Source organism: Streptomyces sp. NPDC002574 (assembly GCF_042889545.1).
Classification (GTDB): Bacteria; Actinomycetota; Actinomycetes; order Streptomycetales; family Streptomycetaceae; genus Actinacidiphila.
Genome location: NZ_JBIARB010000007.1, coordinates 457,607 through 481,178 on the forward strand (window position 1 = coordinate 457,607; position 23,572 = coordinate 481,178).

Annotated in this window: 19 protein-coding genes; 5 read left to right on the forward strand and 14 right to left on the reverse strand. The window is 71.3% G+C overall.

The window, feature by feature from the left end; all coding sequences use genetic code 11:
* Positions 1–404: 404 nt before the first annotated feature.
* Positions 405–1,886, forward strand: coding sequence for a cellulose binding domain-containing protein (locus ACFYXS_RS19665; RefSeq protein ID WP_389249699.1), 1,482 nt, complete (start codon positions 405–407; stop codon positions 1,884–1,886).
* A gap of 57 nt (positions 1,887–1,943) precedes the next feature.
* On the opposite strand, the gene ACFYXS_RS19670 is transcribed toward ACFYXS_RS19665, so the two are convergent.
* The 3 genes from ACFYXS_RS19670 to ACFYXS_RS19680 all read right to left on the reverse strand — a co-directional run bounded on the left by ACFYXS_RS19670 (position 1,944) and on the right by ACFYXS_RS19680 (position 6,870).
* The gene (locus ACFYXS_RS19670) at positions 1,944–3,584 is read right to left on the reverse strand and encodes a glycosyl hydrolase family 18 protein (RefSeq protein WP_389249701.1); all 1,641 of its coding nucleotides are present in this window, start codon (positions 3,582–3,584) and stop codon (positions 1,944–1,946) included.
* Positions 3,585–3,733: 149 nt separating this feature from the next.
* Positions 3,734–6,256 carry a SpoIIE family protein phosphatase gene (locus ACFYXS_RS19675; protein WP_389249703.1) on the reverse strand — a complete coding sequence of 841 codons (2,523 nt, stop codon included), beginning with the start codon at positions 6,254–6,256 and terminating at the stop codon, positions 3,734–3,736.
* A 350-nt stretch (positions 6,257–6,606) separates the two neighbouring features.
* Positions 6,607–6,870, reverse strand: coding sequence for a chaplin (locus ACFYXS_RS19680; RefSeq protein ID WP_319660100.1), 264 nt, complete (start codon positions 6,868–6,870; stop codon positions 6,607–6,609).
* A gap of 205 nt (positions 6,871–7,075) precedes the next feature.
* Here ACFYXS_RS19680 and ACFYXS_RS19685 point away from each other — a divergent pair, with 205 nt between their 5' ends.
* Complete coding sequence (locus ACFYXS_RS19685; RefSeq protein WP_389249705.1) at positions 7,076–8,278, forward strand: magnesium and cobalt transport protein CorA; 1,203 nt, start codon at positions 7,076–7,078, stop codon at positions 8,276–8,278.
* Between the two features lie 30 nt (positions 8,279–8,308).
* Here the strand turns inward: ACFYXS_RS19685 and ACFYXS_RS19690 are convergent, their stop codons facing one another.
* Positions 8,309–8,578: a DUF1876 domain-containing protein gene (locus ACFYXS_RS19690; RefSeq protein ID WP_389249707.1), complete on the reverse strand. Its 270-nt coding sequence runs from the start codon at positions 8,576–8,578 to the stop codon at positions 8,309–8,311.
* A 126-nt stretch (positions 8,579–8,704) separates the two neighbouring features.
* Between ACFYXS_RS19690 and ACFYXS_RS19695 the strand changes: the two genes are divergently transcribed.
* Positions 8,705–9,127, forward strand: a complete 423-nt coding sequence (locus ACFYXS_RS19695) for a CBS domain-containing protein (RefSeq protein WP_389249709.1) — start codon at positions 8,705–8,707, stop codon at positions 9,125–9,127.
* Here ACFYXS_RS19695 and ACFYXS_RS19700 read toward each other — a convergent pair.
* On the reverse strand, positions 9,124–9,474 hold the full coding sequence (locus ACFYXS_RS19700) for an STAS domain-containing protein (RefSeq protein WP_389249711.1): 351 nt from the start codon (positions 9,472–9,474) through the stop codon (positions 9,124–9,126). The genes ACFYXS_RS19695 and ACFYXS_RS19700 overlap by 4 nt on opposite strands.
* Positions 9,475–9,605: 131 nt before the next feature.
* Positions 9,606–10,475, reverse strand: a complete 870-nt coding sequence (locus tag ACFYXS_RS19705) for a helix-turn-helix domain-containing protein (RefSeq protein WP_389249713.1) — start codon at positions 10,473–10,475, stop codon at positions 9,606–9,608.
* A 193-nt stretch (positions 10,476–10,668) separates the two neighbouring features.
* Here ACFYXS_RS19705 and ACFYXS_RS19710 point away from each other — a divergent pair, with 193 nt between their 5' ends.
* Entirely contained in the window at positions 10,669–11,187 is a 519-nt protein-coding gene (locus ACFYXS_RS19710) for an ATP-binding protein (RefSeq protein WP_389249715.1), read from the forward strand.
* A gap of 13 nt (positions 11,188–11,200) precedes the next feature.
* Here ACFYXS_RS19710 and ACFYXS_RS19715 read toward each other — a convergent pair whose 3' ends face one another.
* From ACFYXS_RS19715 to ACFYXS_RS19730, 4 genes are all read right to left on the reverse strand, one after another.
* Positions 11,201–11,440 (reverse strand): DUF397 domain-containing protein, encoded by a 240-nt coding sequence (locus tag ACFYXS_RS19715; protein WP_319660093.1) that lies wholly within the window; start codon positions 11,438–11,440, stop codon positions 11,201–11,203.
* Between the two features lie 234 nt (positions 11,441–11,674).
* Positions 11,675–12,628 (reverse strand): pirin family protein, encoded by a 954-nt coding sequence (locus tag ACFYXS_RS19720; RefSeq protein ID WP_389249717.1) that lies wholly within the window; start codon positions 12,626–12,628, stop codon positions 11,675–11,677.
* A gap of 139 nt (positions 12,629–12,767) precedes the next feature.
* Positions 12,768–13,241, reverse strand: coding sequence for an SseB family protein (locus ACFYXS_RS19725; protein WP_389249720.1), 474 nt, complete (start codon positions 13,239–13,241; stop codon positions 12,768–12,770).
* A gap of 21 nt (positions 13,242–13,262) precedes the next feature.
* Positions 13,263–15,368: a SpoIIE family protein phosphatase gene (locus tag ACFYXS_RS19730; protein WP_389249723.1), complete on the reverse strand. Its 2,106-nt coding sequence runs from the start codon at positions 15,366–15,368 to the stop codon at positions 13,263–13,265.
* Between the two features lie 117 nt (positions 15,369–15,485).
* Between ACFYXS_RS19730 and aspS the strand changes: the two genes are divergently transcribed.
* Positions 15,486–17,255, forward strand: coding sequence for an aspartate--tRNA ligase (gene aspS, locus ACFYXS_RS19735; protein WP_389249725.1), 1,770 nt, complete (start codon positions 15,486–15,488; stop codon positions 17,253–17,255).
* 80 nt (positions 17,256–17,335) lie between these two features.
* Here the strand turns inward: aspS and ACFYXS_RS19740 are convergent, their stop codons facing one another.
* The 4 genes from ACFYXS_RS19740 to metG form a co-directional block, all read right to left on the reverse strand.
* Positions 17,336–20,470, reverse strand: coding sequence for an FG-GAP-like repeat-containing protein (locus ACFYXS_RS19740; protein ID WP_389249727.1), 3,135 nt, complete (start codon positions 20,468–20,470; stop codon positions 17,336–17,338).
* Positions 20,471–20,605: 135 nt separating this feature from the next.
* Positions 20,606–21,154: a hypothetical protein gene (locus ACFYXS_RS19745; RefSeq protein ID WP_389249729.1), complete on the reverse strand. Its 549-nt coding sequence runs from the start codon at positions 21,152–21,154 to the stop codon at positions 20,606–20,608.
* 69 nt (positions 21,155–21,223) lie between these two features.
* The gene (locus ACFYXS_RS19750; RefSeq protein ID WP_389249731.1) at positions 21,224–21,778 is read right to left on the reverse strand and encodes a hypothetical protein; all 555 of its coding nucleotides are present in this window, start codon (positions 21,776–21,778) and stop codon (positions 21,224–21,226) included.
* Positions 21,778–23,502, reverse strand: a complete 1,725-nt coding sequence (gene metG, locus ACFYXS_RS19755; protein WP_389249733.1) for a methionine--tRNA ligase — start codon at positions 23,500–23,502, stop codon at positions 21,778–21,780. Before metG ends, ACFYXS_RS19750 begins: the two co-directional genes overlap by 1 nt.
* Positions 23,503–23,572: the final 70 nt, after the last annotated feature.

A 23,572-nucleotide genomic window follows, 5' to 3' on the forward strand; every position in this document is an offset into this window, starting at 1 on the left:
GACACCGCGACCCGGCAACCCCGGCAAGCGCCGCACCCTCCCCTTCGGCACCGTCCGCCAACTCGCCCTTCGCGCACTGCTTTGGCCTCCCACTCGTCGTGCTGCGCCGGCAGCCCCCACCGGCGCGCCCGCCGACCGCACGGCGTGACCGTCCCGGCGGGCGCCGCGTCGCGCTGCGAATCCCCTCGGCAGCGCCGATCCGCGCCGGGCGGTGCGGTGGCCTCGGGGGCCCGGGCGACAGCCCGCCCCGTGGGCGGAGGGACGTCGCACATCCCGTCGAAACCGCACCAACGCCCCCTTCGGACAAAGGACATCGCGTCTTGCTACTTGTGCAGGAAGCGTGAAAGGCTCCCGGCACCACAAAGGCGCAGCCTCCCCGACGCCGAAGGGTGGTCCCCCGCTCCATGACTCCCGCAGCCCCGGTCCCCGAGGCCGTCCTGCTGTCCGAGTACTGGGGGGAAGTGCTCTGCTTCGCGCAGCTCTGCACCCTCACCCCCGAGGCCGGCGGCCGGCTGGCCGCCGACGCCTTCGACCGCGGACTGGCGGCGGCCAAGGAGCCGTACACGGCGCACGCGCGCGGCACCGGTGGGGCGGGGCTGCCCTGCCTGCCGTTCCTGCTGACGGCCGTCCGGGACACCGCCGCACACTGGGCGGCGGCGGGCGACGGCGACAGCCTGCAGCCCGAGTTGCGGATCTGGCTGAACGCCGAGCGCGCCGCCCGCCGGGCCCGCACCGGGGCGCGGCGCCCGGAGCCGTTGGCGCTGCGCGGGCTGCGGGCGATGCCGGAGCGGGCCGCGGAGACGCTCTGGTACGCGGAGGTGGAGGGCCATCCGGCGGCCGCCCGCGAGGAGACCCACCACGCGCGCGAGATCTTCCGCGAGCACTGCCTGCGCGCACACAGGGCGGAGCCCCCGACGCAGGAGTGCGCCGGCTGGACCGGACTGCTGGAAGCGGCGGCGTTCATGCCGCGGGAGGCGGTGCCGGAGGATCTGCGCCGGCACCTCGACCGGTGCCCGGAGTGCGCGAAGGCGCTGGTCTGCCTGACCCCGCACGGCGACGGCGACGCCCTGGCGCAAGCGCTCGCCGAGGGCGTGCTGGGCTGGGCGGGCCCGGTGTACCTGGAGGCCCGCCGCGGGGCGGCCCGGACCGACGGGGCGCAGTCGGTGTTCCGGCGTGCCGACCGCAGGCCGCCGCGCCGCGTCCGCCGCCCGGCCGGGCAGGCCCGCGGGCGCCTGCCCGGCGGCCGGGTGGCCGTGGTGGCCGCCGCGGGCCTGCTGGCCGCCGTGGTCGGGCTGACGGTCCTGGTGACCGCCGACGACTCCGCGCCGCGGGCCGCGTCCGCCGCGCCCACCGCGCAGGGCGGCACCGACCCCGATCTGTCCCCGCTGCCCGAACCCGCGGTGCCCAGTGCCGCCGCGACGCCCGGGACCCAGGACCCCTCCGACGAGGTGTCCTTCGCCGGTGACGCCGAGCCGTCCGCCGCGGAGCACACCATCCCCGCCGTGCCGGCCCGCCGCCCGTCCGACGCCGCCCCGCCCGCGCGGTCCTCGCACGGCTCGCCCTCCGCCCCCGCGGCGACCTGTTCCGTCACGTACACCCTGGTCGACCAGTGGGACAGCGGCTTCCAGGCGGCGGTGACCGTCACGACCCGCACCCCGCGGTCGGACTGGCGGCTGAACTGGACGTTCCCGGACGGCCAGCGCGTGACGCAGATGTGGGACGCGGACTTCACGCAGTCCGGCGGTTCGGTCACGGTCCGTTCCAAGGGCTACAACCGCTCGCTGGGCACGGGCGGTTCGGCCACCTTCGGCTTCATCGGCGCCCGGTACTCGGGCAACGCCGCGCCCGCGTCCTTCTCCCTCGACGGCTCGCGCTGCACGGCCTGAGCACGCGGAAGGCCGGGGAGGCGGTCGGACCGCCTCCCCGGCCTTCCTCCGGCCGGACTAGCTCAGGCCGTTGTTGATCGCGGTGACCAGCTCACCATTGCTGGTGTCGCCGCTGAACTCCCAGAAGAACGCGCCGCCGAGGCCCTGGTTCTTCACGTAGGCCATCTTGCCCGCGATGGTCGCCGGGGTGTCGTAGCTCCACCAGTTGCTGCCGCAGTGGGCGTACGCGGTGCCCGCGATGGTCCCGGTGGCCGGGCAGGTGTTCTTGAGGACCTTGTAGTCCTCGTTGCCCGCCTCGTACGTGCCCGGCGCCGCGCCGGTGGCCGAGCCGCCCGGGGCGTCCTGCGTGACGCCGGTCCAGCCGCGCCCGTAGAAGCCGATGCCCAGGTTGAGCTTGTTCGACGGGATGCCCTTGCTCTTCAGCTTCTGGATCGCCGCGTCGGAGTAGAACCCGGCGATCGGGATGCCGCTGTAGGAGGTGAGCGGGGAGTGCGGGGCGGTCGGGCCGTCCACGTCGAAGGAGCCGAAGTAGTCGTACGTCATCACGTTGTAGTAGTTGACGTAACTCGCGGCGCCCGCGTAGTCGGCCGCGTCGATCTTGCCGCCGTTGGTGCCGTCGGCGGTGATGGCCGCGGTGACCAGGTTGTTGGAGCCGAACCGGGTCCGCAGCGCGGACATCAGGGTCTTGAAGGACGAGGCCCCGCTGGTGTCGCAGGACAGGCCGCAGGCGTTGGGGTACTCCCAGTCGATGTCGATGCCGTCGAAGACATCGGCCCAGCGCGGGTCCTCGACCAGGTTGTAGCAGGAGTTGGCGAAGGCGGTCGGGTTGGCGGCCGCCTGGCCGAATCCGCCGGACCAGGTCCAGCCGCCGAACGACCACAGGATCTTGATGTTCGGGTACTGCTTCTTCAGCTTGCGCAGCTGGTTGAAGCTGCCGCGCAGCGCTCCGGTGTCCCAGGTGTCGGCGACGCCGTCGACGCTCTGGTCGGCGGTGTAGGCCTTGTCGTAGTCGGCGTACGAGTCGCCGATGGCGCACTGGCCGTTGGTGACATTGCCGAAGGCGTAGTTGATGTGGGTCAGCTTGCTCGCCGTGCCGGAGGTCACCAGGTTCTTGACGTGGTAGTTCCGGCCGTAGATGCCCCACTCGGCGAAGTAGCCGAGACGGATCTTGTCGCCCGCGGGACCGGTGGGGGTCGGCGTGGGCGTCGGGGTCGGGGTGGGTGTGGGGGTCGGCGTGGGCGTGGGCGTCGGGTCGCCGCCACCGCCGCCGGTGCAGGAGCCGCCGTTGAGCTTGCAGCCGCTGGGGCTTCCGGCGCCGGCGCCGTTGAATCCGAAGCTGACGCTGGCGCCGGGGGCCAGGGTGCCGTTCCAGCTCTTGTTCTTGGCGGTCCAGTGGGTACCGGCGCTGGTGACGTCGGCGTCCCACGCCGAGGTCACCGAGGTGCCGGCGGGGTAGTCCCACTCGACGGTCCAGCTACTGATGCTGGTGGTGCCGCTGTTGGTGATCGTCCACTTGCCCTCGAACCCCGTTCCCCAGTCCTGGGTCTTGGTGTACGTGGCGGTGGTGCCCGCGGCGTGCGCCGGGGTGGCCAGACCGACGAGAGCCGCCACGGGCAGCAGCAGCGCGGTGAAGCCCGCGACCGCCGATGCCCTGAGGCGTCTGGTCCGTGAGGTGCGTGGGGTGTCTCCAGTGCTCAAGGGGTGCTCCTCGAGTGGGGGGCCGACGGGGAAACCTTGCCGCCTGGCGGGCCGTTGACGCGATGTCATGCCCACCACAGTTCACTCGCAGAGCGTAGAAAGGTCTGGACCAGCTGGTCAATAGGTCTGGACCATCGGAAACGGAGTCGTCAGACCCGTTCGCGCATCGGGATCTCGCCCAGGTCCAGGCCGGCATCGGCGCCCGGGCCCTGGCCGTCGAGGAACTGCTCCGCCCAGATGATCTTCCCGTCGCCCGTGTAGCGGGTGCCCCAGCGCTGGGCGAACTGCGAGATCAGGAAGAGCCCCCGGCCGCCCTCGTCCAGGGTGCGGGGATGGCGCAGATGCGGCGACGTGCTGCTGGCGTCCGAGACCTCGCAGATCAGCGCCCGTTCCAGGATCAGGCGCAGCCGGATCGGACCGGAGGCGTGCCGGATGGCGTTGGTGACCAGCTCGCTCACCACGAGCTCCGTGGTGAACGCGAGGCCGGGCAGCCCCCACGAGTCGAGCTGCCGGGTGGACATCTCCCGGGCCCGGCCGACCACCGCGGGATCGCTGGACAACTCCCAGGAGGCGACGCGGCTGGTGTCGAGGCTGCGCGTCCTGGCCAGCAGCAGTGCCACGTCGTCCGTCGGCCGCGCCGGGGCGAGTTCGTCGACCACGCTGCGGCACAGGCCGTCCAGCGGGAGGTCGCCGCCCTCCAGCGCCGCGCGCAGCCGGTCCCGTCCGGTGTCCTGCAGGGTCATGGCGTGCGGGTTGCCCGGGGAGGCGAGCAGTCCGTCGGTGTAGAGGGCCAGCACGCTGCCCTCCTCGAGCGTCAACTCGGTCGCCTCGAAGGGCAGTCCGCCCAGCCCGAGCGACGGGCCGATCGGCACGTCGGGAAAACGCACCGCGTCCCGTCCCGGCGACAGCACGGCGGGCGGCAGATGCCCGGCGCTGGCCATGGCGCACTGCCGGCTGACCGGGTCGTACGTCACGTACAGGCAACTCGACCCGAGCACACCGCCGTCCGCCCCCGACGGCAGGGCGTCGCGCTGCTCCCGGGCCACCTGCACCACCAGGTCGTCCAGGTGCGCCATCAGCTCCTCGGGCGGCAGGTCGAGATCGGCCAGCGTGCGCACCGCCGTGCGCAGTTGGCCCATGGTCGCGGCCGCGTCGATGCCGTGCCCCACCACCTCGCCCACCACCAGGGCGACCCGCGCCCCGGACAGCGGGACGACGTCGAACCAGTCCCCGCCCACCCCCGACAGCTCGTCGGCCGGACGGTAGTAGGTGGCCACGTCCACGGCGTCCTGCGGCGGGAAGACGTGCGGCAGCAGGCTGCGCTGCAGCACCAGCGCGGCATCCCGCTCCCGCGTGTAGCGACGCGCGTTGTCGACGCACACGGCGGCGCGCGCCATCACCTCCTCGGCCAGCCGCAGGTCCTCCGCGTCGAAGGGCTCGGCCCTGCGCACCCGGAAGAACAGGGTCACGCCGAGGGTGACCCCCCGGGCGCGGATCGGCACCACCATGGCGGTGTGCAGGCCGAGTTCGCCGAAACGCTGCGCCCTGCCGCCGGGCACCCCCGCGCACCACTCCAGGCCCAGCGGGTCCAGCCGGGGGGTGAACCAGGACCGCCCGTCGGTCAGCGCCCGGATCGGGGGCGTGTCGGGCATGTAGGCGGTGACCGCCCCGAGGCCGAAGGCCGGTTCCGGCTCGCCCTGCCGGGCGGCCCGCATGCCCGCGCGGCGCAGCGTCGTGGTGAGCGGGTCGTCGATCGGGCCCGGCTGCGGCTCGGCACCCTTGATGACCGACTCCAGCAGTTCGACGGTCACGAAGTCCGCCAGGTCCGGCACCACCACGTCGGCCAGGTCCTGCGCGGTGTGCATGACGTCCAGCGTGCGGCCGATCTGCTCACTGGCGCGGTCCAGCAGCGACAGCCGCTGGCGGGCCCGCCAGCGCTCGCTGATGTCGATCACGGAGTAGCAGACCCCGACCGGGACGCCGCGCTCGTCCTCCAGGCGGACGAAGGACATCGAGTGCGCCTGCTCCCGGCGCGGGGCGGTGCGAAACCGGCCGACGTGCTCGTAGTCGATCACCGGGATGCCGGTCTCCAGGACCTGGCGCATCTGCGCCTCCAGGACCGTGGCGTTCAGACCGGGCTGGATCTCCGCGAGCCGGCGCCCGATCCGCTCCTGTGCGGGGCCGCCGCCGAAGCGCTCCAGCGCCGCGTTCGACCACACGCAGCGCAGTTCGGTGTCGACCACGGCCAGCCCGATGGGCGTCTGGCCGACGATCCGCTCCAGCATCGTGTCGGTCAGCCCCGAGGCGACCGAGCGCGCCGTGTGCGAGGACTCGGCGGCCAGGACGAGCCAGCGGGCCCCGGAGCCGGTGGCCTCCGCGGGCAGGGACGCCACCCGGACGCCCAGCGTCCGCACGGAACCGTCGGCGTGGAGCAGCCGGAGCGCCCCCGTCCAGCCGCCCTCGGACCGGCAGCGGGACCGGATCTCGGGGAGCCTCGCCGCGTCCTGCGGGGCCAGCAGGTCCTGCGCCGGGCGGCCGACGATCTCGTCGGGCGCGAGCCCGAGCAGCCGCCGTGCGGTCGGCGGCCAGCTCAGCACCAGACCCCGGGCATCGAGCACCAGCGTGACGGCATCCGCCACGCCGGCGACCGCGTGTTCCTCGGGTGTCCCCATGGCCAGCCACTCCGTATCCGCCCGCAACGTTACGCTCCGTCTACCGTTCTTCCCACTCGGCGAGGGCCGCCCACGGGATCACGGGATCGGGGAGTCACGGGACGATGAGGACGGGGAAGAACGGACCGGTGGCGAAGGGGCCCGGGGTCGGGTCCGGGAAGCGCACGGAACCCGTCGCGCCCTGTCGGGATCGCCTGCCGCGGCCCCCGCGATTCAGGTTACTCGCGGCCCCCCGCCCCCGCCCGCCGCGTGCGGACCGGCCCGGGAGGGGCGCACCAAGCGAAACGGCGGCCCGAAGGCCGCCGTCGAACCGCGGGACGAAACGGGGGCACACGACGTGCCCCGCCGCGTCAGCGGTTGATGCAGACGTTGCCCAGGGTCGGGTTGACCAGGGAGATGATGAGGTTGACGGAGTTGCCGCAGACGTTGACCGGGATGTTCACCGGGACCTGGATGACATTGCCGCTGACGACACCGGGGGAGCCGATGGCCTTGCCCTCGGCGTGAGAGCCGCCGTGCCCGTGGCCGTCGAGGGCGAGGGCGCCACCGGCGCTGCCGACAACGGCGGCACTGGCAGCGGCGGTGAGAGCGGCGGCCTTGGCGATACGGTTCACGAGCGTGGTTCCAATCAGTGATCACGGATGGGATCTGTCCAACGAGAGGTGCACGGGCGCCGATACGTCGCCGGGTCCGGCGTCACCCGTTCGGCCCTCTCCGACGTGCGGCCGGCCGCGCGGCATGGCAGCGCACGGCAAGGCCACGCAACCGCCGGGGCAGCGCCTAGGCTGCACAGGTGTCCCGTGAGAGGGGGTGTTGCCGGTGTCCGGGCGTCGCCTGCGTACCCTGCGCGCACTGAGGAACTCGGCGAAGGAGAAGGCCAGGACGGCCAAGACCGCGAGGGCGGCGAAGACGGCGAAGCACGCCCGTCCCGCCCCGGCGCCCTCCGGTGAGGAGCACGCCCCCCTGGAGCCGGAGTCGTCCGGTGCCGGTGGTGTGACGGTCAGCAGCGTCATGGACGCGGCCCTCTACCGCGGCGGCCGCCGCATCGCGACCCCGTCCTCCCTGGCCGAGGCGTACGCGCAACTGCGCGCCGAACCCGGCGCGATGGCCTGGATCGGGCTGTTCCGGCCGACCGAGGCCGAGCTGGTCTCCCTGGCCAAGGAGTTCGACCTGCACCCGCTCGCGCTGGAGGACGCCATCCAGGCCCACCAGCGCCCCAAGCTGGAGCGGTACGGGGACACCCTCTTCGTCGTGCTGCGCGCGGCGCGCTATCTGGACCTGCCCGAGGAGGTCGACTTCGCGGAGCTGCACATCTTCGTCGGCCCCGGCTTCGTGCTGACCGTGCGGCACGGCGCGGCCCCCGACCTGTCCGCGGTGCGCCGCCGCATGGAGAGCAACCCCGAGCTGCTCGAGCTCGGCCCGGAAGCGGTGCTCTACGCGATACTCGACACGGTCGTCGACGGTTACGCGCCGGTCGTGGCGGGCGTCGAGAAGGACATGGAGGAGAGCGAGATCCAGGTCTTCGGCGGGGACCCGCAGGTCTCCCGCCGGATCTACGAGCTCTCCCAGGAGGTGCTGGAGTTCCAGCGCGCCACCCGGCCGCTCACCCCCATGCTGGAGGGTCTGCAGGCGGGCTTCGAGAAGTACGGCACCGGCGAGGAGCTCCAGCGCTACCTGCGCGACGTCGCCGACCATGTCACCCACACCGTCGAGCGCGTCGACGGCTTCCGCCAGGCGCTCGGCGACCTGCTGACGCTCAACGCCACGCTCGTCGCCCAGCAGCAGAACGCGGAGATGCGAGCCCTGGCGGAGGCGGGCTTCGAGCAGAACGAGGAGGTCAAGAAGATCTCCGCGTGGGCCGCCATCCTCTTCGCGCCCACCCTCGTCGGCACGATCTACGGCATGAACTTCGACCACATGCCCGAGCTGCACTGGCTGCTCGGCTACCCCTTCGCGATCGTGCTGATGGGCGTGGTCTGCGTCAGCCTCTACCTGGTTTTCAAGCGGCGGGGCTGGCTCTGACGGCGGTGGCCGGCGGCGCCGGCCGGGCGGTCAGATCCGGGGGTGCGCCGAGATGTGCGTGACCTCCTCGATCTCGTGCGCGGCCTTGCCCAGCAGCTGACGGGCCAGGTCGTTCAGCGCCCGCGCGGCGGCGAGTTCCTCGCCGACCCGGTCCTGGGACGGGTCGGAGGGATGCCGGTTGGCGTGGCCGTGCGATCTGACCTCCGTGCCGTCCGGGAGGCGGAGCAGCGCCGCGGCCTTGGTCCTGGACCCTTCCTCACGGAAGTCCATCTCGATGTGCCATCCGACGAGGGTCTGCATGACGTGCACCTCCAGCGGTCCCCGGTGTCGGTGTCCCTTCCAGGGTGCGCCCTCTCGCGGAACTACTCCACCAGGGTGACGATGGAGCCAGAAAGAGGCGATCCACGCCACGGAGGAGGCGCCGTCATGACCACGGCCCTGGACATCATGCATCCCGGCGCCATGTGCATCGGTGAGCGCGAGAACCTGGCCGACGCTGCCCGGATCATGAGCGAGCAGTGCGTCGGGGCCCTGCCCATCTGCGGGGACGACGACGTGCTGGTCGGCATCGTCACCGACCGGGACATCGTGCTGAAGTGCGTCGCGGAGGGACGCGACCCGTCCGAGGTGTCCTGCGGCGAACTCGCCCAGGGACGCCCGGAGATCATCGAGGGCGACGAGGAGGTGGACCGGATCCTGGAGGTCATGGAGGAGGCCAGGGTCCGCAGGCTGCCGGTGATCGACCACCCCGCGCACCGGCTGATCGGCATGATCAGCGAGGCGGACATCGCCCGTCACCTCGGGAAGGACCGCGTCGCGGAGTTCGTGACGGCGATCTGCACCGACTAGGGGTCCGCGGCGGGCCGGGCCAGGGCCGTGCCGAGGTCGGCGACCGGCCGGAAGGCGGTCATGAGCCCGGTCGCGCGCAGGATGCGCAACGTCATGGGGCGCGCGCAGACGAGCTGGACGGTGCCCCCGTGGGAGAGGACGCGCCGCCGGGCCCGGCACAGCGCCGCGAGCCCCGAGCAGTCGATGAACCGGACCGGGCTCAGGTCGATCACCAGGGACGGGCCGGGGGCCTGGGTGAGGTCGTCGAGGAGCGGGGTGATCGCCACCGCCGCTTCGACGTCGATCTCCCCATTGAGTTCCACCACGAGGCACCCGTTGCTCTCATAGGTGCGCAGGTACCGGTTCACCGGAGCATGAGATCACCGGGCCGATGACCTGATCGGCACGTCAAGGATCACTTCACTCGATCGGGTGAATGGCGAGAAAACCCGTGAAATGACGGCCCGGGATGGGAACGGAATGCGGCCGCCCGGGGTGGTCACATGGCGCGGAGAATCCCGTTCAGCCGCTCCCGGGTGGCCGCCGGCGAGAGGCTGTCCGTGCGCAGTTTCTCCATGACGACGTGGTACTGGTCCACTTCGTCCCGCTTGTCGATGTACATGGCACCGGTCAGCTGCTCGACGTAGACCACGTCGGAGACATCCGATTCCGGGAAACTCAGCTGTGTGAAGGTGCCGCTCGCGCCCGCCGAATAGCCGGTGAACTCCAGCGGCAACAGCTGCACCGTGACGTTCGGCTGGTGCGACACCTCCACGAGGTGCCGCAACTGGGCGTGCATCACACCGGCACCGCCGAAGCTGCGCCGCACCACGGCCTCGTCCATCACCGCGACGATCTCCGGGGCGTCCTCACCGCTGAGCAGCTTCTGCCTCTTGTGGCGCAGGTCCAGCCGGCGCTCGACCTCCTCGGCGGAGGCGTCCGGGTGCCCCAGCTCGATGACGGCGCGGCTGTACTCGTCGGCCTGGAGCAGCCCGTGCACGAACTGGCTCTCGAAGCTGCGGATGACCGAGGCCGACTCCTCCAGGCCCACGTAGGTCTGGAACCAGGAGGGCAGGACGTCGCCGAAGCCGTGCCACCAGCCGGCGATGTTGGCCTCGCGGACCAGGCCGAGCAGCGTCGAGCGCTCGGCGTCGTCGGAGATCCCGTAGAGGGTGAGCAGATCGGCCACGTCGCGCTCCTTGAAGCTCACGCGCCCGAGCTCCATCCGGCTGATCTTCGACTCGGACGCACGGATGGAGTAGCCCGCGGCCTCACGGGTGATGCCCTTGGATTCGCGCAGCCTGCGCAGCTGCGAGCCCAGAAGGATGCGGCGCACCATCGATCCGCTTCCCGACTGAACTGTGGTCATGTGCGCCTACCTTCTCCCCGTGGCATCCAGCAGTCTGCCATCTTCGCGCTGCGTTGAGTACGCGATCGGTCACTCTCGATCGCCACTTCCGTCCCATCCGTATCGCAGCATGCAAATGCACGTGCATCCGCCCCTTGCATCGTCCAGCGGCCGTACGGGACGATGACGTACGTGCCGATACCGGGTGGTGCGCATGTGGACCGATAGCTCGACCGGACTGCAGCCCTTATGGGACGGGCTGGTCCCCGAGCGCCTTTCGTCGTCGAGCGCCACGTCCTGCCCGCTCCCGCCGCGCTTCGAGGCCGTGGGTGACGCGCGCCGGTTCACCCGGTCCATTCTCCGCGCGTGGGACCTGGACGCACTTCAGGACGGCGTGGAACTCGTCGCCTCGGAACTGGTCACCAACGCGCTGCGCTACGCGCTGCCCGAGGACGCCACCGAGGGGTGCGTCCGGCTCAGCCTGGTGCGATGGTCAACGCGCGTAGTCTGCGCGGTCCGCGACCCCAGCAGCCACGGGCCCGTCACCAAGGCGCCCGACTTCGTGGCGGAGTCCGGCCGGGGGCTGCACCTGGTGGAGTCCTTCAGCGAGACCTGGGGCTGGCACCCGCTGAGCGGGGCCGGGAAGGTCGTCTGGGCGCTGTTCACGCTGCCCGGGGAACCCGAGGAACTTGGGGAACCCGGTAAAAACGAGGACGGCGCGCCGTCACCGTAAGTGACGGCTGCGGTCAGTTCGCCACAAGGTGATCGAACTCCCCGTTCTTCATCCCGAGAATGAGGGATTCGATCTCTTCCTTCGTGTATATCAGCGCCGGTCCGTCCGGAAAACGCGAATTGCGGACGGCCACGTCGCCGTCCGGCAGCGCCGCCAGTTCCACGCACTGTCCGTTGGCATTGCTGTGCCGGCTCTTCTGCCACGCCACGCCGGAGAGATCGGACGCGGCCATGCCGTTGTACGTGTGGCGCATGCTTCTCTCCAGGTAAGTACCGTGCAGGACAGGGGAGATGATAGCCAGAGATCGAAGTCACGTGCATCTGCACGTGCAAGTGCACGTGCTGTCACTCACGGTGAATGCACCTGCCAACGAAGACCGCAACGACCCGCCGCGCGGAACTGTCCCCACCGTATGCGACGGCCCCGGACGGGAATCGGATTCCCGGCCGGGGCCGCGTTATGCACAGTGCCGCGGAGCGGCGCCGGATCACTCCTGACCGGCGGGGATCCTGCCGAGCCGGCCGGCCTGGAAGTCCTCGAAGGCCTGGGCGAGTTCGGCGTGGGTGTTCATCACGAACGGGCCGTACTGCATCATCGGCTCGCGGATCGGGAGCCCGCCGAGGAGCACGACCTCGAAGTTGGGGCTGCGCGTCTCCTGGCTCTCGTCCGCGGTGATGGTGAGCGAGTCGCCGCGCCCGAAGACCACCGCCTGCCCCATCCGGAACGGCCGGCCTTCGGGACCCGCGGTGCCACGACCGGCCAGGCCGTACGCCAGGGCGTTGAAGTCCGCGCGCCAGGGCAGCGCCACCTGGGCGCCGGGGTTCACCGAGACGTGCAGCATGGTGATCGGGGTGTGCGTGGCACCCGGGCCCTGGTGGCCGTCGATGTCGCCCGCGATGATCCGGATGAGCGCGCCGCCGTCCTCGGAGGCCAGCATCTTGACGTTGCCGCCGCGGATGTCCTGGTACTTCGGCGCGATCATCTTGTCCTTGGCCGGCAGGTTCACCCACAGCTGCAGCCCGTGGAAGAGGCCGCCGCTCATGACCAGCGTCTCCGGCGGGGTCTCGATGTGCAGCAGGCCGCTGCCCGCCGTCATCCACTGCGTGTCACCGTCGCTGATGGTGCCGCCGCCGCCGTGCGAGTCCTGGTGGATGAAGGCGCCGTCCATGATGTAGGTGACGGTCTCGAAGCCGCGGTGCGGGTGCCAGGGGGTGCCCTTCGGCTCGCCCGGCGCGTACTCCACCTCGCCCATCTGGTCCATCATGATGAACGGGTCGAGGTTCTTGTAGTCGATGCCGGCGAAGGCCCGGCGGACCGGGAATCCCTCGCCCTCGAAGCCGGTCGGGGCGGTCGTCACCTGCAGCGCGCGACGCGCGTTCGCGCCCGCCGGAGCGGTGACACGCGGCAGGGTCAACGGGTTCTCGACGGTCACTGCGGGCATGGTCCGGATCCTCCTCGGTTAGTTCAACGTTCAACATAGTTGAACCCTGAACTTCCCGCAAGCATTCCCTGGGTGTTTGTCCGGTTACTGCCCTGCGGCAGCGGTCGTGGGGACGGTGGCGGCCGGTCGCAGCCGCCGGTCAGCCGTACATGCGGCGCATGGTGAACTCCACCATCTGCTCCACGGCCTTGGCGTCGAACACCATCCGGTGCTCGCCCTCCATGTCCAGCACGAAGCCGTAGCCGGTCGGCAGCAGGTCCAGCACCTCGGCACCGGTGATGACGAAGTACTTGGACTCCTTGCCCGCGTACCGGCGCAGCTGCTTGAGCGAGGAGAACATCGGGATCACCGGCTGCTGCGTGTCGTGCAGCGCCAGGAAGCCCGGGTTGTCGCCGCGCGGGCAGTACACCTTGGAAGTGGCGAAGACCGCCTGGAAGTCCTCCGCCGACATCGAGCCGGTCGTGAACGCCCGCACCGCGTCGGCGAGCGACGGCGGCGACGGCTCGGGGTACCCCCCGCCCATCGGGGCACCGCCCATCGGCGCACCACCCATGGGCGCCCCGCCCATCGGGGGCGCGGCACCCGCCATCGCGTTCTGGTCGTAGCCGTACACGGGGGCAAGCGTATCGGGCCGCTAGCCCGCTGTGGGCGCTGCGGGCGCCTCGTACAGCTCGAACCAGATCGACTTGCCGTCGCCCCGCGGATCGACGCCCCAGGCGTCCGACAACTCCTGGACGAGCAGCAGCCCGCGCCCGGACGAGGCCATCTCCCCCGGAGTGCGCAGGTGCGGCATCTCGTCGCCGCGGTCCCGCACGTCCACGCGCAGCCGCCGCCGCCCGCCCGGCATCCCGCGCAGCTGGGCGGAGAGTGCCGCGTCCTCGTCCGTGTGCAGCAGGACGTTGGCGGTCAGTTCCGAGACCAGCAGCACGGCGGCGTCGACCTGCTCGGCGCAGGTCCAGTCGTGCAGCAGGGCCCGCACTTCCTCGCGGGCCGCCCCGACCTCGCGGGGGTCGGTCTGGGAGACGGTGACCACGCCGCGGCGCAGCGGCACCTCGCAGACCGGCGGGTCGGCGCTGCGGCGCAGCAGCAACAGGGCGATGTCGTCCTGGCGGCGGTCGGCGAGCGGGCCGGCCGTATGGTGCGAGGCAGGTCCGTGGACCGCCCCGACCACGGCGTCGGCCAGCGCCTCCAGATCGTCGGGCGGGCCGGACTCCAGCACGGTGCGCAGCCGCTTCCAGCCGGTGTCCAGGTCATGGCCGCCGGTCTCGATCAGCCCGTCGGTGCAGAGCAGCAGGGTCTCGCCGGGCTCCAGGGTGATCCGCGTGGTCGGGTAGTCGGAGTCCGGGGCGATGCCCAGCGGCAGGCCACCGGCCGTCCTGCGCGGCAGCACGGTGCCGTCCCGCAGCCGGACCGCCGGGTCCAGGTGCCCGGCCCGCACCACGTCCAGGGTGCCGTGCTCCGGGTCCACCTCCATGTAGACGCAGGTCGCGAAGCGGTCGTCCTCGGTCCGCGCGCAACCGGTCAGCCCGGCCAGGAAGCGCGAGGTGCGGGACACCACCGCGTCCGGGCGGTGGCCCTCGGCCGCGTACGCCCGCAGGGCGACCCTTAGCTGGCCCATCAGCCCGGCCGCCCGTACGTCGTGGCCCTGGACGTCGCCGATGACCAGCGCGGTGCGCCCGGAGGGCAGGTCGATCACGTCGTACCAGTCGCCGCCGACCTGCAGTCCGCCGCCAGTGGGCACGTAGCGCGTCGTCACGGTCATGCCGTCGATGTGCGGACGGCGGGCGGGCAGCATCGTGTGCCGCAGCCCGTCGGAGAGCTCGCGCTCCGACTCGTGCACCTGCGCCCGCCACAGCGCCTGGGCCAGCATCCGCGCGACGGTGGTCAGCACCGAGCGCTCGTCGGGGGTGAAGGCGACGGGCTCGCGGAAGGCGGCCATCCACGCGCCGATCGACCGTCCGGCGACGACCAGCGGCAGATAGGCCCAGGAGCACCGGCCGAAGCCCCGCACCATCGGCCAGGTCGCCGCGAAGCGCTCCTCGTAGGCCTCCGGGCTCGGCAGGTAGACCGCCTGGCCGGTGCGGGCGGCCACCGCCGCCGGGTAACCGGTGGTCAGCGGCATCTCCAGGAAGGGCGTCTCGGCGCCGGGCCGCTGCCCGTGGTGGCCGATGACCGACAGGTGGTCGCCGTGCACGCCGAAGACCGCCAGACCGTCGGGGGAGAACCCGGGCATCGACAGGTGGGCGGCGACCCGCAGCACCTCCTGCGTGCTGTCGGCCTCGGCCAGCGCCCGGCCCGCGTCCAGCAGGAAGGCCTCGCGGGCCCGCCGCCGGTCGACGGGGCCCACCGCCGCGGTGCCCGTGCCCGTGCCGGTGGCGCGGCCGGGGGGCGCGGGCACCTCGTGCAGGGTGCCGACCATCTCCTCCGGCCATCCGCCGGCGCTGTGCACCCCGTAGGTCCGCATGGCGACCGTCCGGACGATCCTCCCGTCCCGGCCGACCACCCTCAGGCACGACTCGCACGGTGTGCCCTCGGTGACCGCCAGGGCCACCGCCGCCGACATGTCCACGTAGTCGGAGGCGTCGTAACAGGCGCGGACCATCGCCGAGTGCACCTTCTGCGGCCGTGGCGCCAGCCCGATCAGGCCCGCGCCGACCGCGTCGAGCTCCACCAGGTCCGTGGCGCCGTCCCAGCGCCATACGCCGGTGCCGAGCGCGGACAGCACGTCCTCGATGCGCATTGGCAGCATTGTCATAGTTTAGGTTTGTTCGCGGCCTTGATACGAATGGGGCCGCGGGTGCACGGGCCCGTAGACTGGGGGCGCCTCATCCCCGCAATCAGACGACTTGGATGAACGATGCATCGGTACCGGTCCCACACCTGCGGTGAGCTGCGCGCCACCGACGTAGACGCGGAAGTGCGCCTCAGCGGATGGCTGCACAATCGCCGGGATCTGGGCGGCATCCTCTTCGTCGATCTCCGCGACCACTACGGCGTGGTGCAGCTCGTCGCCCGCCCGGGCTCGCCCGCGTACGAGGCGCTGAGCCACCAGTCGAAGGAGTCCGTGCTCCGCGTCGACGGCCGCGTGCTCGCCCGCACCGCGGAGAACGTCAACCCCGACCTGCCCACCGGCGAGGTCGAGGTCGAGGTCACGGAGCTGGAGGTGCTCGGCGCCGCCGACCAGCTGCCGTTCCCGGTCTTCCCGGAGGACAACGCGAACGAGGAGATGCGGCTCACCAACCGCTTCCTCGACCTGCGCCGCGCCCGCATGCACCGCAACATCATGCTGCGCACCCAGGTCATCAGCTTCCTGCGCCGCGAGATGACCGCGCTCGGCTTCAACGAGCTGGCCACCCCGATCCTGTCCGCGACCTCCCCCGAGGGCGCGCGCGACTTCCTGGTGCCCTCCCGTGTGCACGCCGGCAAGTTCTACGCACTCCCGCAGGCCCCGCAGCAGTTCAAGCAGCTGCTGATGATCGCGGGCTTCGACCGCTACTTCCAGATCGCGCCCTGCTTCCGCGACGAGGACAGCCGCGCCGACCGCTCGCCCGGCGAGTTCTACCAGCTCGACGTCGAGATGAGCTTCGTCGAGCAGGAGGACGTCTTCGGCGTCATCGAGAAGGTCATGACCGACCTCTTCGAGGAGTTCGGCGGCGGCCGCCACGTCACCTCGCCCTTCCCGCGGATCCCGTTCCGCGAGTCGATGGTGAAGTACGGCAACGACAAGCCCGACCTGCGCGCCAAGCTCGAACTGGTCGACGTCTCCGACCTGTTCGCCGAGTCCGGCTTCAAGGCCTTCGCCGGAAAGCACGTCCGCGCCCTCCCCGTGCCGGACACCGCCGACCAGCCGCGCAAGTTCTTCGACAACCTCGGCGACTACGCCGTCGAGCAGGGCGCCAAGGGCCTGGCCTGGGTGCGGGTCGGCGAGGACCTCGCCCTCACCGGACCGATCGCCAAGTTCCTCACCGAGGACGACGTCAAGGCGCTGCTCGCCGCCGTCGACGCCAAGCCGGGCCACGCGATCTTCTTCGGCGCCGGCGAGTTCGACGAGGTCTCCAAGATCATGAGCGCGGTCCGCGTCGAGGCCGCCAAGCGCGCCGGGCAGTTCGAGGAGGACGTCTTCCGCTTCTGCTGGATCGTCGACTTCCCGATGTTCGAGAAGAACGAGGACACCGGCCAGATCGAGTTCTCGCACAACCCGTTCTCCATGCCGCAGGGCGGCCTGGAGGCACTGCGGACCAAGGACCCGCTGGACATCCTGGCGTGGCAGTACGACATCGTCTGCAACGGCGTCGAGCTCTCCTCCGGCGCGATCCGGAACCACGAACCGGACGTCATGTACAAGGCGTTCGAGATCGCCGGCTACACCCGCGAGACCGTCGAGCACGAGTTCGGCGGCATGCTCCGCGCCTTCCACTTCGGCGCCCCGCCGCACGGCGGCATCGCCCCGGGCGTCGACCGCATGGTCATGCTGCTCGCGGACGAGCCCAACATCCGCGAGACCATTGCCTTCCCGCTCAACCAGAACGCCCAGGACCTGCTCATGGGCGCCCCGAGCGAGGTCGACGAGGCGCGGCTGCGCGAGCTGCACCTCGCGCTGCGGCTGCCGCCCGAGAAGAAGGCCTGACGGCCTCGGCACACCCGTGACGCCGAGGGGCCCGGAACCAACTGGTTCCGGGCCCCTCGGCGTTCGGGTCGGGCATCCGGTCAGTACAGGCCCTTGTAGCCCTGGTACCCCGTGCCGATCTTCACCCGGGCGCCGACGGTGCCCTTGCCGTTGCCGCTGTAGCGCCACAGGGCCCCGGCCGAGTCCCGGACGACGAGGTCGGCCTTGCCGTCACCGGTGATGTCCCCGACGCCCACGAGCGCGTTGAACATCGTGCCCCAGTTGTCGGCGACCTTCACACGCGCCTTGAAGTGGCCCTTGCCGTCACCGTCAAAACGCCACAGCTCGTTGCCCGTGTCGTGCACCAGCACATCACCGAAGCCGTCACCGGTCAGGTCGCCCGCGCCCACGATCTTCTTGTAGGCCTTCCAGTTGGCGTAGAGCTTCACGGGGGCGGACAGCTTCCCGCCCGGCACGCCCTTGTAGAGGTAGACCGCGCCGTCGGACGCCCTGCGGGCGAGCACGTCCGAGAGCCCGTCGCCCGTGATGTCCCCGGGCGAGGTCAGCACGTCGTACTGGTTCCACCCTGTGCCCACGGTGTTGTACGCGGTCGTCGGCGTGGCCGCTTTGCTGCAGGCCGGCTTGTACAGCCGCACCGAACCGTTGCCCAGCCGCACGAGCAGGTCGTTGCAGCGGTCACCACTCAGGTCGCCGACGGGCACGACCTTGACGTTGGTGGCCCACCCGGAGCCCGTGAGCGAGCCGGCGAAGGCCCCCGTGAACGGCTGGCCCCAGCGGTACGCCAACCGGCCCGCGGAATCCAGCGTCAGCAGATCGCCGACACCGTCGGTCCGCAGGGCCATGCCCCCGCTGCCGTAGTCCCGGAGGACGGCCGCTCCGCCGTACAGGCCGCCCGAGCCGGAGGCGGCCGTCACGGCGGACGAGGTCCCGGCGGCCGTGGCCTTCAGGGTCCATGCGAAGCGGCCGTTGGGGAAGTAGGTACCCGAATCCGTCCTGCCGTTCCAGGAGACGGACAGCTGCGCGGGAACGTCCTTCCCCGAGAGCGTGCGCAGCACCTTGCCCTGCGGCGTGGCGAACGTCAGCGTCCAGGACGTGACGGGACGGCTCAGCAGCCAGTCCCCGTGCCAGTTCGCCCGGGAGGCTTCCCTGGGATAGATCTCGCTGTCGACCTGCGTCGTGAACAGCCCGAGCGTCGAGGGCGCGATCCCGGTGGTGGCCACGTGCACCTGCTGCCGCGGGTCGACCCAGGCCACCAGCCCGGTGTACTCGTCCACAGCGAACCGGTAGCGGCGGTCCACAGCCAGACCGCTGTCCGCCACCTCGCCGGTCAGGACCCGGGTCGCACCGGTCGCGGCGTTCGTGAGCACCAGCGTCCCGGCGGCGTGGTCGTGCCGGACGGTGTAGCCGTCGCCCAGCAGGACGTCGCCCGGCGCGACGCGCACCGACTTCTTCGCCTTGATGTCCCAGACCCCGGCCGGTCCCGCGTCGCCGCAGCTCCAGTACACCCAATTGCCCGTGGCCTGGAGTTCCTTCGGCACACAGGGAGCGCCCACCGACACCGTGCTCAGCGTCTTGGACGTCTCGATGTCGTATGAGGTGAGCTGGCCGGCAACAGTACCGGGGCTCCACAGGGTGCTGCCGTTGAGCGCCGCCGCCCGGACGGTCCGCTGGAGCTTGTGCCTCTGCTCGAAGTCGCCCACGTACTGGGCGGGCGAGGTGCCGGTGGAGTCGAACACCGCCCAGTGATCGGACACGTCCACGATCCGTCCGGCCCCGGCGTGGAAGTCCAGCGCGCTGCTGCTGCCGCTGTCGGGGTTGTCGTTCAGGGTCCGCAGGACGTTGCCGTAACCGAGGAACACATCGCCCATCACACCGCTGTCGCCCCAGATGCCGGTGCACGTGACCGAGCTGGCGGAGTAGGGGCAGGCGGCCGTGGAGATGTCCTGGGCCGCCATGCGGGCGGAGGCGGTCAGTGTGCCGCCCGCCGTCGAGAGCGCCCAGCTGCCCGACTGGACGGGGTTCCCCCCGCCGCCGGACTCCGCGACCCGCAGCCGGCCCCGGCTCAGGGCGAGCCCGAGCTTGGGGTTCTCGTACGGGGGAACCTTGTAGATCCTGGTCGTCTCCAGACTGCCGTCCTCGCCCTGGCTGACCCGCTGGATCCACCAGTCGGAGGCACTTGTGCCTCCGGCGAGCAGCCCGCTTCCGTCCGGAGCCGCAATGAGATTCCCGTTCGCACCGGGCAGCGTCCTGGCGACGCCGTCGCGCAACGAGATCGCCGACACCTGGGTACTCGGCGACCCCATGTCACCGCCCAGCAGCAGCCAGTCCCCGACGAGTACCGCCCTGCCTTCAACAGCGGTTCCTCTGACCACCAGGACAGTCTCCTGCGCGGTCAGGTCGCCTCGCGGCTTGGTGTGCAACCCGGAGGACGACGTGTACCAACCGACGCGGTCCGCTGTGAGCACAAGCTGCGGCTGAGCATCGGTCTGGAAGACCTCGGTGAACTCGGCCTTCGCGAAGTCCAGGTAGCCGACCTCGTCGATTTGCGCGCCCGACTCGTCCGAGGCGGTGTAGCGGACCAGTGCCCCGGCCGCGTCACCGGCCGCGACGGCGCCCACGGACACGGCCGGTGAACCGGGCACGTTACGAGTGCGCTGTCCGTCACCGGAGAAGTCCGTCAACTCCAGCCGTCCCCGGCCCGACCCACCGCCGCTCTGCGCGATCACGGTGTTGCCGTAGGTGGCGACGTAGTCGCCCTCCGGCAGGGTCACGGTCCGCAGGCCCTTGGTCGCCGGGTCCCACAGCGAAACGGGTTCCGTGTAGGACCGGTCGGGAAGTGCGACCGTGTCGCCGCCGCCGCCGTACCAGCCCCCGGGGCAGGGCTCATTGATGTCCCAGCAGGGCACGGCCAGCCTATAGGCACCGCTCGGTCCCTCTACGGTAACCGTGCTCCCGTCCTTGTAGCTGGTCCATTGAAGTCCCGGGACATCTCCCAGGCGGTGCAGGAATCCCGTCGTCCCGGCGCCCAGAATCCGGTCGCGGCGCGGGGTGTCCGTCCGCGGACTGTCCAGGACGACCTCCGATGTCGCCTCGGCGGCCTGCGCCTGTCCGGCGGACGAGCCGGTGACCAAGGGCACCAGCCCAGCCAGCAGGCCCAACGCGGTGGCGGATACGGCGATGGCCAGGCGGCCGCGTCTGAGGGCATGACGGCCCACGTGTAGGTCCCCTCCCCATGGAGGGCACAAGATCGCCCCCCGTACAAGAGTGCGGATGCTAGCAGCGCAAGGTGTACGGGACATGTTGCCGCGGGACCATCGCCTTCCCGCTCCACCAGAGCGCCCAGGGCCTGCTCAGAGCGCCCCGAGCGAGGTCGACGCGGCGCGGCTGCACAAGCTGCACCTCGCGCTGCGGCTGCCGCCCGTGAAGCCCGCGGAGAACGCCCGACGGCTCGCGCCGCGCCGTGACGCCGAGGGCTGGGTGCTGTGCCCTCCCGGCGAACGGACTCCGCCGTCAGCAGTGCTGCGGCGCGATCCAGCGGTCGTCCGCCGCCAGGGCGCTCCGGCAACGCCCACCGGTCGCGCCGTCGTCCAGGAGGGAGAGGGCGAAGACGGACGCATCGACGACGATCCCTCGTCGCACCCCGGCCCCGGCACGCCGAACTCCGCGTCCCGCTCCGCCCGCGCCGTACGCAACGCGTCCGTGACGTCGCCCTCGGAAAGCCGCATGCCGTACGTGGACCTCGAGAACCGCTCGAGGACGGCCAGGTTGTCCCTGCGCCGCACCTCGTCCCGGACGAGGTCGAGCAGGTACGCCTGGAGCGACTGCCCGCGTTCCTCCGCTATGGCCGCAAGACGGTCACGCAGGTACTCGGGCACATCACGGATCTGGAGGGCGACCATACGGACAGCGTCGCCCGCGTGCATGCGTGTGTGCATGCACGCGGGCGACGCGGGACGAGGCCCAGCGGGTCAGGTGTCCATGGCGATGAGGGCGACGACCGGGCGGGCGCGGTCGGAGTCGTCGACGGCGATGCCGCGGACGTAGGCGCCGTGGGTGGCGCCGTCACCGGCGGCCTGGTCGCCCGCGTACTGGGCGTGGGCCAGGCCCTCGGAGTCGTGGCGGCAGGGGTCGGCGTCGGGCTGGCCCGCGCGCAGCACGTGCTCGTCGCCGCTGAGCTTGGGGAAGCCGGAGCCGGTCAGGAAGTGCTGGAGGCCGGCCGCCGTGGTGCGGAAGCGCATCTCCAGGTTGTACTCGCCGGACAGACCGCCGGACTGGGCCAGGTAGTGCACGTCCTTCGCGTCGGCCGGCAGCTCCAGCCGGAAGCGCTGGGCGGCCTTGTCGAGGGCGACGTTGCTGCCGCGGCAGGCACCGCCCGCGTCCGGGGCGGCCCCGGTACGGGAGTCGTGCCCGCCGGTCAGCGAGACGGCGACGATGACGGCCGCGACCACCAGGGCCAGGGTCAGGCCGACCGACAGCAGGAGCAGGAACGGGGACTTGCCCTGGGCGGGCGCCGGCGTGCTCATCAGGCGGCTTCCGGCTGTCCGCCGAAGCGCTCGCGGTAGGACTCCAGGTCCTCATCGGTGATCTTGGCGAAGAGCACGGGTGGGACGGTGAAGGCGGTGCCCGGCGGGACCGCGGACAGGGCGCGGGCCTCGTCGGCGGTGACCCAGACCGCGGTGTCGTCCGCCAGCGCGAAGGCACCGCGCATGGCGGCGGCGGAGGCCGGGATGAAGGGCTCGGAGACCACCGCGTACAGGTGGATGAGGTTCATCGCGGTGCGCAGGGTGAGCGCGGCGCCGTCCGGATCGGTCTTGATCTCCAGCCAGGGCGCCTTCTCCTCCAGGTAGGAGTTGCCGGCGCTCCACAGCGCGCGCAGCGCCTGCGCGGCCTTGCGGAACTGCAGGTCCTCCATGTGCCGCTCGTACTCGGCGAGGAGCTCGGCGATCTGCGCGCCGAGGCGCTGCTCGGCCTCGCCCGCCGCGGAGCCCGCGGGCACCTCGTCGCCGAAGCGCTTGCGGGAGAAGGACAGCACGCGGTTGACGAAGTTGCCGAGGGTGTCGGCGAGGTCCTTGTTGACCGAGGCCGCGAAGTGCTCCCAGGTGAAGGACGTGTCGTCGGACTCGGGCGCGTTGGCGATCAGGAAGTAGCGCCAGTAGTCGGCGGGCAGGATCTCCAGCGCGGCGTCGGTGAAGATGCCGCGGCGCTGCGAGGTGGAGAACTTGCCGCCGTAGTAGGTCAGCCAGTTGAAGGCCTTGACGTAGTCGACCTTCTTCCACTTGTCGCGGGTGCCCAGCAGCGTCGCCGGGAACATCACGGTGTGGAAGGGGACGTTGTCCTTGGCCATGAACTCGGTGTAGCGGACGTCGGTGTCGACGTCGTACCACCACGAGCGCCAGTCGCGGTTCTCGCCCCCGGCGGCGTCCGACCACTCCTTGGTGGCGCCGATGTACTCGATCGGCGCGTCGAACCAGACGTAGAAGACCTTGCCCTCGGCCGCGAGTTCCGGCCAGGTGTCGGCCGGAACGGGCACGCCCCAGTCGAGGTCGCGGGTGATCGCGCGGTCCTGCAGGCCCTCGGTGAGCCACTTGCGGGCGATGGAGGAGGCGAGGGTGGGCCAGTCCTTGCCGTGCTCGTCGACCCAGGCCTCGACCTCGTGGGAGAGCTTGGACTGCAGCAGGAACAGGTGCTTGGTCTCGCGGACCTCCAGCCGGCTGCTGCCGCTGATCGCGGAGCGCGGCTCGATCAGGTCGGTCGGGTCCAGGACGCGGGTGCAGTTCTCGCACTGGTCGCCGCGCGCCTTGTCGTAGCCGCAGTGCGGGCAGGTGCCGACGATGTAGCGGTCGGGCAGGAAGCGCTCGTCGTCCAGGGAGTAGACCTGGCGGATGGCGCGCTCCTCGATGAAGCCGTTCTCCTTCAGCTCCCGCGCGATGGCCTGGGTGATCTCCCGGTTCTGCTGCGAGGAGCTGCGGCCGAAGTAGTCGAACGAGAGCGCGAAGCCGTCGTAGACCGCCTTCTGCGCGTCGTGCTGCTGGGCGCAGAACACGTCGACCGGCAGGCCGGCCTCCTGCGCCGCGAGCTCGGCCGGGGTGCCGTGCTCGTCGGTGGCGCAGATGTAGAGGACCTCGTGGCCGCGCTGGCGCAGGTACCGGGAGTAGACGTCGGCCGGGAGCATGGACCCCACCATGTTGCCCAGGTGCTTGATCCCGTTGATGTACGGAAGGGCGCTGGTGATGAGGTGTCGAGCCATTGCCGGCTGCTCCCAAGTCGCTACTGTGGGTGAGGATTTCCTCTACGGACCGTCAATAGCGTATCCGACC

Coding starts and splice junctions, on each gene's coding strand:
- ACFYXS_RS19695 (WP_389249709.1), top strand. CDS start 8,705: ATGACCACGGCCCTGGACATCATGCATCCCGGCGCCATGTGCATCGGT.
- ACFYXS_RS19750 (WP_389249731.1), bottom strand. CDS start 21,778: ATGAGCACGCCGGCGCCCGCCCAGGGCAAGTCCCCGTTCCTGCTCCTG.
- ACFYXS_RS19730 (WP_389249723.1), bottom strand. CDS start 15,368: ATGCGCATCGAGGACGTGCTGTCCGCGCTCGGCACCGGCGTATGGCGC.
- ACFYXS_RS19715 (WP_319660093.1), bottom strand. CDS start 11,440: ATGCGCCACACGTACAACGGCATGGCCGCGTCCGATCTCTCCGGCGTG.
- aspS (WP_389249725.1), top strand. CDS start 15,486: ATGCATCGGTACCGGTCCCACACCTGCGGTGAGCTGCGCGCCACCGAC.
- ACFYXS_RS19675 (WP_389249703.1), bottom strand. CDS start 6,256: ATGGGGACACCCGAGGAACACGCGGTCGCCGGCGTGGCGGATGCCGTC.
- ACFYXS_RS19705 (WP_389249713.1), bottom strand. CDS start 10,475: ATGACCACAGTTCAGTCGGGAAGCGGATCGATGGTGCGCCGCATCCTT.
- ACFYXS_RS19720 (WP_389249717.1), bottom strand. CDS start 12,628: ATGCCCGCAGTGACCGTCGAGAACCCGTTGACCCTGCCGCGTGTCACC.
- metG (WP_389249733.1), bottom strand. CDS start 23,502: ATGGCTCGACACCTCATCACCAGCGCCCTTCCGTACATCAACGGGATC.
- ACFYXS_RS19745 (WP_389249729.1), bottom strand. CDS start 21,154: ATGGTCGCCCTCCAGATCCGTGATGTGCCCGAGTACCTGCGTGACCGT.
- ACFYXS_RS19690 (WP_389249707.1), bottom strand. CDS start 8,578: ATGCAGACCCTCGTCGGATGGCACATCGAGATGGACTTCCGTGAGGAA.
- ACFYXS_RS19665 (WP_389249699.1), top strand. CDS start 405: ATGACTCCCGCAGCCCCGGTCCCCGAGGCCGTCCTGCTGTCCGAGTAC.
- ACFYXS_RS19710 (WP_389249715.1), top strand. CDS start 10,669: ATGTGGACCGATAGCTCGACCGGACTGCAGCCCTTATGGGACGGGCTG.